This is a genomic window from Wandonia haliotis (assembly GCF_039523435.1).
In the GTDB taxonomy this organism is placed as follows: Bacteria; Bacteroidota; Bacteroidia; order Flavobacteriales_D; family Crocinitomicaceae; genus Wandonia; species Wandonia haliotis.
In genome coordinates this window covers 174,568-186,922 of record NZ_BAAAFH010000007.1, presented here as the reverse complement: position 1 = coordinate 186,922, position 12,355 = coordinate 174,568, and the positions used below count along the sequence as shown (strand labels likewise).

At 40.0% G+C, this 12,355-nt stretch carries 9 protein-coding genes; 4 read left to right on the top strand and 5 right to left on the bottom strand.

Going from position 1 to position 12,355, the window contains the following annotated elements; translation table 11 throughout:
* The 3 genes from ABDZ97_RS06985 to ABDZ97_RS06975 all read right to left on the bottom strand — a co-directional run.
* Positions 1-1,630: choice-of-anchor J domain-containing protein (locus ABDZ97_RS06985; protein WP_343785913.1), on the bottom strand; the 1,630-nt coding region annotated here is incomplete at its 3' end.
* Positions 1,631-1,646: 16 nt separating this feature from the next.
* Positions 1,647-3,338, bottom strand: a complete 1,692-nt coding sequence (locus ABDZ97_RS06980; protein ID WP_343785911.1) for a LamG-like jellyroll fold domain-containing protein — start codon at positions 3,336-3,338, stop codon at positions 1,647-1,649.
* A 93-nt stretch (positions 3,339-3,431) separates the two neighbouring features.
* Positions 3,432-6,275 (bottom strand): hybrid sensor histidine kinase/response regulator transcription factor, encoded by a 2,844-nt coding sequence (locus tag ABDZ97_RS06975; RefSeq protein WP_343785909.1) that lies wholly within the window; start codon positions 6,273-6,275, stop codon positions 3,432-3,434.
* Between the two features lie 197 nt (positions 6,276-6,472).
* Here ABDZ97_RS06975 and ABDZ97_RS06970 point away from each other — a divergent pair, with 197 nt between their 5' ends.
* From ABDZ97_RS06970 to ABDZ97_RS06955, 4 genes are read left to right on the top strand one after another with little or no spacing between them, the layout of a single operon-like run.
* Positions 6,473-6,820: a tRNA-binding protein gene (locus ABDZ97_RS06970; protein ID WP_343785906.1), complete on the top strand. Its 348-nt coding sequence runs from the start codon at positions 6,473-6,475 to the stop codon at positions 6,818-6,820.
* A 19-nt stretch (positions 6,821-6,839) separates the two neighbouring features.
* The gene (locus tag ABDZ97_RS06965) at positions 6,840-7,613 is read left to right on the top strand and encodes a hypothetical protein (RefSeq protein WP_343785904.1); all 774 of its coding nucleotides are present in this window, start codon (positions 6,840-6,842) and stop codon (positions 7,611-7,613) included.
* Positions 7,614-7,660: 47 nt separating this feature from the next.
* Complete coding sequence (locus ABDZ97_RS06960; protein ID WP_343785902.1) at positions 7,661-9,412, top strand: prolyl oligopeptidase family serine peptidase; 1,752 nt, start codon at positions 7,661-7,663, stop codon at positions 9,410-9,412.
* Positions 9,413-9,454: 42 nt separating this feature from the next.
* Positions 9,455-10,162, top strand: coding sequence for a hypothetical protein (locus ABDZ97_RS06955; protein WP_343785900.1), 708 nt, complete (start codon positions 9,455-9,457; stop codon positions 10,160-10,162).
* A gap of 13 nt (positions 10,163-10,175) precedes the next feature.
* On the opposite strand, the gene ABDZ97_RS06950 is transcribed toward ABDZ97_RS06955, so the two are convergent.
* Both ABDZ97_RS06950 and pruA read right to left on the bottom strand, forming a co-directional pair.
* Positions 10,176-10,466, bottom strand: coding sequence for an FtsB family cell division protein (locus ABDZ97_RS06950; RefSeq protein ID WP_343785898.1), 291 nt, complete (start codon positions 10,464-10,466; stop codon positions 10,176-10,178).
* Between the two features lie 128 nt (positions 10,467-10,594).
* Positions 10,595-12,223, bottom strand: coding sequence for an L-glutamate gamma-semialdehyde dehydrogenase (pruA, locus tag ABDZ97_RS06945; protein ID WP_343785896.1), 1,629 nt, complete (start codon positions 12,221-12,223; stop codon positions 10,595-10,597).
* Between the last annotated feature and the right edge of the window lie 132 nt (positions 12,224-12,355).

Here is a 12,355-nt window from a genome sequence, read left to right as displayed (position 1 = left end):
TGGTCATGAGTGCATAATTTCCGGATTCAGATGCAGTAAAAGAAGCAGTAACAGCACCTTCAACCAATGTCATATTATCACAATTGATCCATTGATAAGAGTCAGCGATATTTTCAGATGACGCAGATTCTCCGTTTGCAGAAACAGATACAATAACTTCCGTTGCTGGGCAGGGCGGAAGTGTTCCGAAGTTGGGACGTATATGCAATGAAAAATTAAAGTTCGTATTGAGAGACTCGATGTTTGCCCAGGATTGTCCCGGCCAGGAAACCCAAACCGTTCCGGGAGTAAACAACTCGTTTGAACGGTTTAATTTAAGTAGAGAGTCGAACTCTACAGCAGCAACCAGATAATCTCCGGGAGGCAGGATGAGACGTCCTGAAATGGGAAGCGTATACGACGCAGGGTCGAGGGTGGTGTAGGTCAGGGTATCTGTTCCTCCCATAATTTGGTTTGGAGTACCTCCTGCCATATCAAAAATAACCGCAGCTATGGTTTCATCAGCATACCCTCCATTGAATCCCATCGTTATAGAAGTAATCGTGTCACTGGCGTCGAGATGGAACATTTGTCCCAGATATCCGCTACTGATATTTGCCGAAATACCGATCTGACCATCTGTAATACTATTGTCCCTTGCGTAGGTACTATCTGAGATGATAATTGATGTAGCCAGGGAGTCATTTTGGCTGAAAAGATCGGTTTCGTCCACGGTTACATAGTAGATGAGGTTGAAAGTGTCAGCAACATCCGGAATAAATGAGGTCGTGGTTGTCAAAGAGGTAGTTGTATTTCCTGAAACGGATGTGGGCAGACTTGTAAAAGAAAATACCTGTGCATCGGAAGAATTATACACATCTACGTGAAGTGTAACGTTTGTGAGTGAGGAGGAACCATTGTTTGCTATATCAGCCTGTAAGGGAAAAGAAGTTACCTGAGGAAGAGGAACCATTGTGTATTCGGATAGAGGTGAAATAGCTGTTACTGCAGCATCAAAGGAAGCTATCTCCTCTACAATGACATTATCAATTGCCAGTAAAAATTTATCAGTGGAATTGTTACGGAAAGCAATCCAGATATTTTCTCCTGCAAAAGAAGAAAGATTCACCGTATGTGAGGTCCAGGTAGTATTTTCACTGGCAGTAGAGAAAACCAGAGTGGAAGAAGTAATTTGATTCCCAATATTACCGGGTCCTCCTGTTGGTCCAGCTGGTGCAGAACTTTGAGTCATTACATATACCTCGTATCCATCGGCAAAGTCAGGGTCATAAGCGACCGCATCCCAGGTCAATTTAGCATTTGCCGGCATAGTTCCGATGAGGGGTGTCCACATCCAGTCATCGGAAGTGCCTGTAGGTGAATACCAGGAGGTACTGAAAGCAACTGAATCGGATACGTTAAACTTATGATCTTCCCGTCTTATCCATGAATTGTTGGAAAAATAACTAAGACTGGCATCAGGGGTTTGGTTATCAACGTTGCGTAACGTCCACCCGGGAGGAAAGGAATAAGTTCCCGGACCACCTTCCGTGGCTCCGGGGATTTGATTAAAGTCTTCACTGAAAATGACTTGCGAGGTTGCATTTGTACTCAGAACAAATAAAATGATAATTGAAAAAAAATGTTTCATTTGAAAATGTTGGTTGTTATTGAATTGAAAATGAAGTAACAGATGTTCCTGAGTTCAGGAAGTAAAAACCTTTGGGGAGAGATAATTGAAATTTCTCGGTTTGATTGGTTACTGTAGTTTCCCACACACGTTCTCCGAGAGTATTAAAAATATGTACCGTTTTGTTTTCAGGGATAGTGGTAAAATGAATGGTAAATTCCCCGTTATTAGGGTTGGGATATAAAACAAAGTTACTGGTATTGTTTTCAGGTAATCCCACACTATTTATAACCATACATTCCGACGTATCCATACAGTCTTGTGTTGTTACAATTACTGCATAGCTCCCGTTTTCTGTAACGGTTAACGATTGATCGGTAGCACCATCAATAGGTAGTTCGTCACTACAATTAATCCACTGGTAAGTAGCATTTTCCTCGTTCGCTGTCATTGTAAGTCCTTCCGTTGATACAGAGAGATCAATTGCAGACACCGAAAGATTCAGTGTTATAATCGAGTCACAACCGTTTACAGAACCATTCTCAATGATGTAAGTAGCTGTTTGATTGTCTTCTGTGTAGGTAATTCCGTCTAACCAGGTGTAAGAATTACAGGCGTTAACGATATCCGTATAAGTACCATTTTGGTTAATGGTCAGATTAAGAGTCACGATTGAATCGCAACCATTTACAGAACCATTTGCAATTGTGTGAACGGCAGCGTTTGTACTTTCTGAATACGTAATCCCGTCAATCCATGTAAAAGATTCGCAGGCACTTACCTGATCCGTACCATAAGTGGGAGCATTGACAGTAAGGTCAAGGTAATTAATAGCAGGACATCCTACAGCATCTGTATATGAGAAAGTTGCTTCATTATTAGACTCAGAATAGACGATGTCATCACTCCAGGTGTAAGGTTCACATGAGAATTGGGTATCGATAGTATGTCTGATTCCGTCATTTTTATTTTCGGTCATTGTTCCCGCACCTGAAGTAACCCAGTTAGATGTTGTTCCGGTAAGACTGAAATTAGTGAGTGTTCCGTTGAAATTTCCGGTTAACTCAACCAATTGTGTAATTCCGGTATTATCACCTCCTGCAACACCGGAATTAAAGCTGTATGATGCAATAAGATCTGTCTGTGCTACTGTAAATACCGTATTCATTGATCCGACAATTTCACATTGACTACGAATTCGATTCCAAATGCGTAATTCATCGATCATTCCTTTGAAAATATGGTTTCCATCGGTTCTACTTCCGATTGTCATTAGGTTATTATTTCCCAGCGAAGAACTTCCTCCGTGAATAGTGTTTACCAATTCACCGTTTATATAACAGGTGATGACTCTTTCACTGGCATCCCAGGTAGTGGCTATGTGAGACCACTCTTCTGTTGGGATTTGTGTCATAGTATTGGCGCTGTAATAGGTTCCGTTAACACGGAGGAAAATGTAAGGAACATTTGATGAATTGACAAGAATAGAAATCATGTTATTGGCATCAAGCTGCGCGGAGAACGGGCGCTTGGCTGTAGAGGATGATTCAGGTTTTAACCACAATTCTACTGTAAAATCATTAGAAGAGATTGAATTGAAAAGAGAAGGAAGGTTGGCAGATACATAACCATTTGAAGCATCAAAATGTAATGCGTTTCCCTGTGTTTGTGCATGTAAAAAAAAGATGTTTGACATCAAAAAGGTCATGAATAAATTCAGTGTTTTCATCAGTGTATAATTTTATACTGCAAACCTAGTAGGTATACGACAGGAGGGGATGTAGGTATGTTGCGTATTCCTGTTTATATGTTGCAGAATTTCCTAACCCTTTGAATTCCTGTATTCACTGGGAGACTGATTGAATTGCTTTTTGAATAACCTCGAGAAATTAGCCGGGTCCGAATACCCATATTTGTAGCTGATTTCGGAGATGCTAAGATCGGTTTGTGTAAGATCTGATACAGATAGATCCAGACGTGTTTTTGTGAGCAAAGCTGTCGTGGACAGACCGGTCAGCTGTTTGATCTTTCTATGAAGTTGAGAACGACTAATTGCACATCGGTCGGCAACATCTTCAACGCTTAGATGTACGCCTTCCTCTTCACGAATTAGTGTTTCTATTTTTAGAATCAGGTTGTGTTTGGGAGCACTTTCTTTTTCGACACGATCAGAAGATTGAAATCTTTGTTGTAGCTTCAACTGTAACCTGATCTGATTCGCTACACGTAATACCAATTCTTCCGATTGAAAAGGTTTTGCAATATAATCATCAGCCCCCGACTGAAGCCCGCTGATCATACTGTCAAAAGAAGATTTGGCGGTCAACATAATTATAGGAACATGTTCTGTTACCGGATCATTTTTCAGTACTTTAAGAACTTCCAATCCATCTTTTCTAGGCATCATTACATCCGAGATAATAACGTCAGGAATCAGTGCAATTGCTTGTTCTATTCCATCTTCTCCATCAGTGGCTGTATAGAGTTCGTACCCTTCTTTTTCGAGAAGCAACTGAAGGAATAAACGTAAATCCGGATTGTCTTCAATGATCAATACTTTTGGTTTTTCTTCATTGGATTCAGAAGTAATGGCAGGATTTTGCTGAACAGGTTTTAGGGAATCAGAAGAATTACTAACGGTTGAGCTAAGGTTGACAGGTTCATAAGGGAAATATACCTTTACTGTCGTTCCCTGTTTAAGGACACTGTTGAGCTCGATTTTACCTTTCATAAGCTGTACTAATTCTTTTACAAAGGCAAGTCCTATTCCGGTTCCGGTTTCTTTACGCGTAGTTGTTGAATCGATCTGGTAGTATTTTTTGAAAATATTTTCCTGTTCACGCAGAGGGATTCCTATACCTGTGTCTGCAACAGTAATTACAATTTGTCCTTCCTCAAGCGAAGAGGTGATCGAAACGGAAGTATTCTCCGTTGAGTATTTAATGGCATTACTTACCAGGTTCGACAGAATTTTGAGAAGTTTGTCGCTATCCAGAGAGACAACCGTTTGTTCCATACGGTTTGTATAGGTCAGCCTGATGTTTTTGCCAGCCGCCAATGGAGTAAACATGTCCTTAATACCAGTTATAAAAAGAGGTAAGTCAGTTGGTTCGGGCGACAGACTCATTTTTCCTGCTTTTATACGGGAAAAATCCAGCACCTGGTTAACAAGGTGTAACATGTGCTCACCGTTTTTGTTAATGAGCTGTAAAAAAGCATTGGAACGATCAGTTTTTAATAACTCTTCAGCAGGTCCTTTAATCAGTGTAAGAGGAGTTCTGAACTCGTGTACAAGATTATGAATAAGATTGTCAAGGTATTCTTTCTCCCGTTTTACAAAAGTTACAGCTTTTTTCTTTTGATAGAAAGAAATAAATAGTATCAGTAAAGCGATCAGTAAAATAGAACTTCCGATCAGTAATACATTTCGTAAACTGACTACTTCATCCAGTTCTCTGGCAGCAGAAGAAATAATACCTTCTTTTTCCAGCGTGTACTCTTTTTCTAGTTCTTTTCGTAAAGAAGCCTTTTGTAATTCCGCATTATCGAGACTGTCTTTTAAAAGGAGTGTGTGTTCGTAATAAAACAATGCACTATCTGCCTGATGGATAGCTTTATAGTTTTTGTAGAGGCAGTTACACACGACCATCTCTACCTCAGGGTATTGAATTCTTTTGGCAATAGGCAGTGCCTCACGGCAAACACTAATCCCTTTGCTAAATTCTTTCTTTGCGTGAAGAACAAGCCCATAGTTCCCCATTGTACCGGGAAGCGCGAAATCAAATCCTCCGGTTTTCAGAAGTTGGATTGATTTCAGGTAATATTCTTCAGCTTCATCATTTTTACCTGTTTTCGAATAAGATGAGCCTATTTCGTTATAAATGGCATTTAGTATTTGAGCATTAAAATGTTCTTCAAAATAGACTTCTGATTTTTTTAAATAAAACAGAGCAGAGTCCGCCTGATCCAAACTATTGTAAGACCCTCCTAAATTCAACTCTTCAAAATGGATTTCTTCTGGATCACCCGATAAAACGGCAAAATTGTAGGCCTTTTTTCGTACGTCGAGAGCTTTTTGTTTTTCTCCCAACGAAACGTACAAAATAGAGAGGTTAGAATAGGTTTTGGCTAGTGTGAGATAGTTTTCGGTCTGTTCGAGTAGTTGAATGGCTTTGAAATAATAATCAATAGCATCGATACTTCTTCCGGAAACCGTATACACAGAAGCCAGTCCACTGTAGGCACTGACAATCTTTTCAAGGTCTGAGGTAGCGAAAAAATATTTTTCTGACCATCGGAAACAATTTCTTGCGAGGTCGGTGCGCCCTGAGTTCAGATAAGCCATTCCCAGAAAAACCATCGTCTGAAAAGCAGAATCCGGAGAGTCTGAATGAAGAAGGATCTCATTTTGCAAATGGTCCGCTTCTCTGTCAAAAGCTCCGATTTGTGAGTAAAAAGAAGCCGCTTTCTGATAGAATTTTTTTTGATCGTGTTGGTCATACGATTGGATCTGATTCCGAAAACTCTCAATGGACTGAAAAGCAGAATCCGGAGCAGTGGCTAGTTGTAAGAATGCTTTATTAATCAGGGAATCTATGGTGTCTGCTTTTGCCAGTGAAATCTGGATCAGTATCAGAAAGAGAAGAAAGGAAGCTTTACGAATCATACAATAATTTGACAGGAGGCAAAAGTATTCATTTTACAGCAAACAGCAGGGTGTTTCTATGTGAAATTGATGTTGTTTCAAATAAAAAAAGCGTTAAATTTTGAGAAGTTTTTTGTAAGAAAGAAAAGTCGCAGGTGATGAAATTTATGGTCTGGGTTTTAATGCTTATTTTCGTTACAAAATACAGACTTACAGTTATGGAAAAGGAAGAAGGAAAATTGACGTGGGATGACTTTATGAAAGTTGAAATGAGAGTGGGAACAATTATTGCAGCAGAAGAATTTAAAGAAGTTCGAAATCCGGCATATAAGATAGTTGTTGACTTTGGAGAGCTGGGAGAGCGAAAAACATCTGCACAAATTACTAAGCTCTATACTCCTGAAGAATTGATAGGACGACAAGTTGTCGCTGTGGTTAATTTCCCCAAAAAGCAGATTGCAAATATTATGAGCGAATGCCTTATACTTGGTGGAGTAGGAGAGAATAAAGAGGTGACTTTACTTCAACCGGAAAGAAGCGTGAAAAATGGTACAAGAATAGGATAACACAAGTAAAACAGGAATAATGAGGAGAATCCATCTTTTTGAATTTGAAGACCAGGAATGGTTTCCCGGGTTTTTACGGGACTATATGACGGATTTCCTGCAGTTTTTGTCTAATAAGGCAAAAGTTTATAAACCGATTATTCCGTTACTGGCAGAAAAGATCAGAAAAAGTGGGGAAAATGAGGTGTTGGATCTTGCTTCCGGAGGGGGAGGAGGATTACTTTGGTTAAATGAGGAACTAAAGAAAGAAATTCCTGATTTGAAGATCACGCTTACAGATTACTATCCAAATCTTTCTGCATTTGAACAAACAAAAAAGGTAGCTGATAATTTTTACTCTGTTGATTATCCGGTTGATGCCCGTAAAGTCCCGGATCACTTAAACGGATTCAGAACTCAGTTTTTGTCTTTCCATCACTTCAAACCGGATGATGCCAGGCAGATTTTAGCGAATGCAGTGGAAAGTAACAGTTGTATAGCTGTATTTGAGGCACAGGGACGAAATGTGCCCAGTGTGTTGGCGATGCTTTTTTCTCCATTAAGTGTTTTGTTTACAACTCCTTTCATTCGCCCGTTTAAATGGGGACGAATTCTCTTTACCTATCTCATTCCGGTTGTACCTCTTTGTGTACTTTGGGATGGCGTTGTTTCCAGTTTCCGTACGTATTCCGTAAAAGAAATGCAGGAAATGGTCAGTGAAGTCGATCCTACTAATCAATATAATTGGGATATTGGTATGATCAGAAAAGGAGGAGGATTGTTTTACCTTATTGGTCTGCCGAAAAATAAGTAACGGTTTCTGATCGATTAAGCCTGTTTCAAATTGTTTATCTTTAGAGGATGAAGCTATTCCTAGCTGTGTTTTTGTTGTTGTTTTGTCATTGTACGGGAAACGCACAGACAAACGGAGAGTTGATCTCTAAACTTCCTGTAAATCTGGAAGAGACAGATGTCTGGCCACGCATTTCAAAAGAAGAACAGTTACTTCCTGAGTTCGCTTACTTAAACGAATTGAACTTTTCCTTTATCGTATACAAAAGTGATTCAGCTCGCGTAAAGGGTTTTATGATTGAACCCCGTGAGGAAGGAACATATCCTTTAGTAATATTCAACAGAGACGGCTACCGGAATTATGGCAGACTTACGTTGATGACTCTGATACGATTTGCTGCTGAAATAGCATATAGCGGTTACATTGTGATGGCTTCGGACTACAGGGATGAAGATGCGTATGGAGGACAGGAACTTAACGATGTTCTGAACCTGATCAGGATCGGAAAGAAGTTGGAGAATGTTATCCCGGAAAAAACAGGAATGCTGGGTTGGTTCAGAGGAGGCATGATGACCTATCTGGCACTAAAAGAAAGTCACGAAATCACTACAGGTATTGTCGTAAATGGAATCACGGATTTAGCCGGTATGCCCGGATTGGAAACAACTGTTTTTTCGCAAATTCCAGAATACCAATTGTGTAGAGATACATTTTTTCGGACACGATCGGTAAAGAATTGGCCTGAAAAATTATGTAGTAAGAGTAGTCTTTATTTAATTTGCGGAAAACAGGACTCCAGGGTTAATTACTCAGGGACATTAAATCTGGCGAAACAATTAGATTCCTTATACTACGATTACAAACTGGATGTTTTTGATGCAGATCATTTTTTTCATGGGGACAAGAAAGTACTGAATACAGCAATTATAACCTGGTTGGACGAAAGGTTAAAATCATTACCAGAGCGTAAAGTTTCCATCACGATTGATGATGTTCCCAACACAAAATTGTATCGTGAAACCGGAAAAACAGAACTCTTACGAAAGCTGGATTCTTTAGAAATTCCTGTGGCGATTTTTAGTAATGAGGAAAAGCTGGTCATTGAAAAAGATACTGTGGATGAAAAGCCTTTAGAGGACTGGATTGGCAAGGAGTATGTAACAGCCGGAAACCATACCTATTCTCATTTGCGTTATTCGGAAACCGATTACACGGATTTTATAAAGGATATTGAAAAAGGAGGAGAATGGTCAAAATCAATTACCAGAGAATATGGTAAAACGCTTTCGTATTTTCGTTTTCCATTCAATGATCTGGGGAAGGATTCTGTGGCACAGATCCGGTTGAAACAATATCTGGATAGTACCGGGTATAAGCTCGCTCCCTATACCGTTGAAAGTGCTGATTGGATGTACGATGCCGTCTATGAATATTATCTTCGTCAAAATGATACGATTGCTGCAGAAAGGATCGGACAACTTTATGTGAGCGAAACTGTTCGGTTGTTTGACTTTTATGACTCCCTTGCCGGAGAGCAGTATGGACGGATAATTAACCAAATCTATTTATGCCATGATAACCGGTTAAATGCTGATTTCTTTTCATTGCTTTTTAGTAGATTGAAAGCGAGAGGGTACACGTTTATCTCTCTGGACGAAGCGCTTTCAGATCCCGTTTATGAACAGGAAACGTTTTATTTTGGAAAATGGGGATTCTCCTGGTTGTATCGTTGGATGAAAAGTAAAGAAGAACGAACAAGAATTATGAGAAGTGAACCCGCAGGTATACAAATCCTTGAAGAATATAACAGAATAAAATAACAACAGTATGGGAGCTGTTGTGATAAATTAGGAGGTAATACAATGAAAAAGAAAAGTAAGATCGTGACGGGAATATTGTTTCTTTCCCTTTTTACATTGGTAGCATGTAAGGATTCGACAGGGTCGTCGACTACTGGAGAGGGTATCGTCTCTCCGGGAGAAGCTATCGATGTTTCAGATTTTGATAGTCTCGACATTGATTATCAATTACAAGGAGAGTGTTACGCTTTTAGTAGTGAGAAAAATGAACAACCATCAAACGGAGAATGGCATTCACCGAACAGACCATTGAAGACAAATGGTAGATTCACAAAGGGTAAATTATATTTAGTTGCAGAAGAACAACCTGTTAAATACGGAGATACGGATCTAGTAGGATATAAGTTATACCTTGTAAATACAACGAACAAGAAAGCCGTTTTTTGGGTGCAGGATAGCCGGTTATCTATTATAACAGAGGTGGTGGATGAATACGGTAATTGGAAACCGATTACGTATCTTCCTTCCAGTTTTTGTGGAAATAGTTATCATACAATCACGTTGGATAAAAATGAATATTGGGAGTTTGTACAACCCGTATATACTGGGGAGTTCGAAACAAAATTGCGTTACCGCTTAGACGGACAAGAAGACGGACAAATTATTATATCAAATGAAATTGCAACACAGATTAATCCGGGGCAAATGAACCCTGAACGAAAGGAGGGAAATAGAGGAGGGGGAAACCTGATGGATCCTTATTCGTTGTAGAATAGAGGAATGTCTACTCTTCCGAAATTACGTAAATATCTTCATTGGGTTTGCGGAATAACCGTTCTTCACGGGCAAAGCGTTCCAATGCGTCGTGGTCATTAAGAATAGATTGCATATCAGCAACTTCTTCCAGTTTGGACTGCATTTCTTCTTTTTCTGCTTCCAGTTGTTGCAATTTCCTATGTTTGGAATAGAGCATAAACACATCGACATCATCCAGAAAAACAACGTAAACAACAAATAAAGTACCTACCAAAAGGTATTTGTTGCGAAACGGACGTATGTATTTCTTGATCTGCATACACCAAAAGTAAGTAAAATAGATTGTGTTCGATACGGCAGGGAATCAGATGTTATTCACAGAAAAGTGTGAAGACAGAAAAAGCGGACATGTTTCCATATCCGCTTTCCTGTATATTATATCTGCAATTATCCTAAGAAAGGATAGCGATAGTCTGTTGGTGGAACAAAAGTTTCCTTAATTGTTCGGGCAGAAACCCAACGTAACAGATTCAGTGAGGCACCGGCTTTATCGTTCGTTCCCGAACCGCGGGCACCACCAAATGGTTGTTGTCCTACAACTGCACCTGTTGGCTTATCATTAATGTAGAAGTTTCCTGCTGAGTTTTCAAGTAACTTCACAGCCAGATTTGTGGCATAACGATCATTCGAGAAAATAGCTCCCGTAAGTGCGTAATCAGAAGTTCCGTCTACCAGACGAAGTGTTTCTTCAAATTGATCCGCTTCGTATACATAAATCGTCAATACAGGACCAAAGATTTCTTCGCACATGGTTCTGAATTTCGGATTGCTTGTCAGAATTACAGTAGGTTCAATAAAGTACCCTTTTGATTTATCGTAGTTCCCTCCTGCAATAATTTCGGCATCCGGCTGGTCTTTAACGTAATCAATGTAAGACGAAATACTGTCAAAAGCTTTCTCGTCAATAACTGCGTTGATAAAGTTGGAAGTATCTGACGGAGCTCCCATTTTGAATGATTTCAGGTCAGCAAGCAAGTATTCTTTCACATCTCCCCAAATGTTGTTCGGAATGTATGCCCGTGAAGCAGCAGAACATTTTTGTCCCTGGAACTCAAACGCTCCTCTTGAAAGGGCTGTAGCAACCTCTTTTGCATTCGATGATTTGTGGGCAACAACAAAGTCTTTTCCACCCGTTTCTCCAACGATTCGTGGATACGAACGGTATTTATGAACATTTGATCCAATGGTTTTCCATAGACTTTGGAAGACAGAAGTAGATCCCGTAAAGTGAAGACCTCCGAAGTCACGGTGGTTGAAAACAACCTCTCCCGCAACACTACCTCTGGTGGTTACCATATTGATCACACCATCAGGAAGACCGGCAGCCTTGAAGATATCCATGATTACTTTTGCCGAATAAATTTGTGATTCGGCAGGTTTCCATACCACAACATTCCCCATCATAGCCGGAGCTGCAGAAAGGTTAGCGGCTATAGAAGTAAAGTTAAAAGGAGTAATTGCGAAAACAAAACCTTCCAATGGACGATACTCAAGACGGTTCCATGTTCCGGGTAATGATTCCGGTTGCTCACGGTATATTTGCGTCATATACTGTACGTTGAATCGGAAAAAGTCAACCAACTCACAGACCGCATCAATTTCAGTCTGGAAAACATTTTTTGACTGAGCAAGCATGGTTGCAGCATTCATCTTTGCACGGAAAGGTCCTGCCAGAAGATCTGCAGCTTTCAGGAAAATAGCAGCACGTTCTTCCCATGGCAGATTAGCCCATGCTTCTCTGGCTTTCATTGCAGCATCAATAGCCATTTCAACGTGAGAAGCGTCACCAATACTGGCGTGCCCCAATACTTTAGCATGTTCATGAGGAGGACTTAGTTTCTTCTTATTATCTGTACTGATCTCTTCTCCACCAATATACATAGGAACGTGAATAGGTTCCTGGTTGTACATCTCGTTATAAACGGCCAGTAATTCTTCTCTTTCCGGACTTCCCGGAGCATAGGACTTAACCGGCTCGTTTTTCGCGACAGGTACATTAAATATTCCGTTTGCCATAATTCTGTTTTTTCACAAAAATAAGCGTAATCATTGAATAAACAAGTTACTTTTGTCACAGAATACTCCCCGCAGTTGCAGAACAGGAAGAGAAAGGTGAGGGGGAGGAATCTGAAAAGCACAAATACCTGT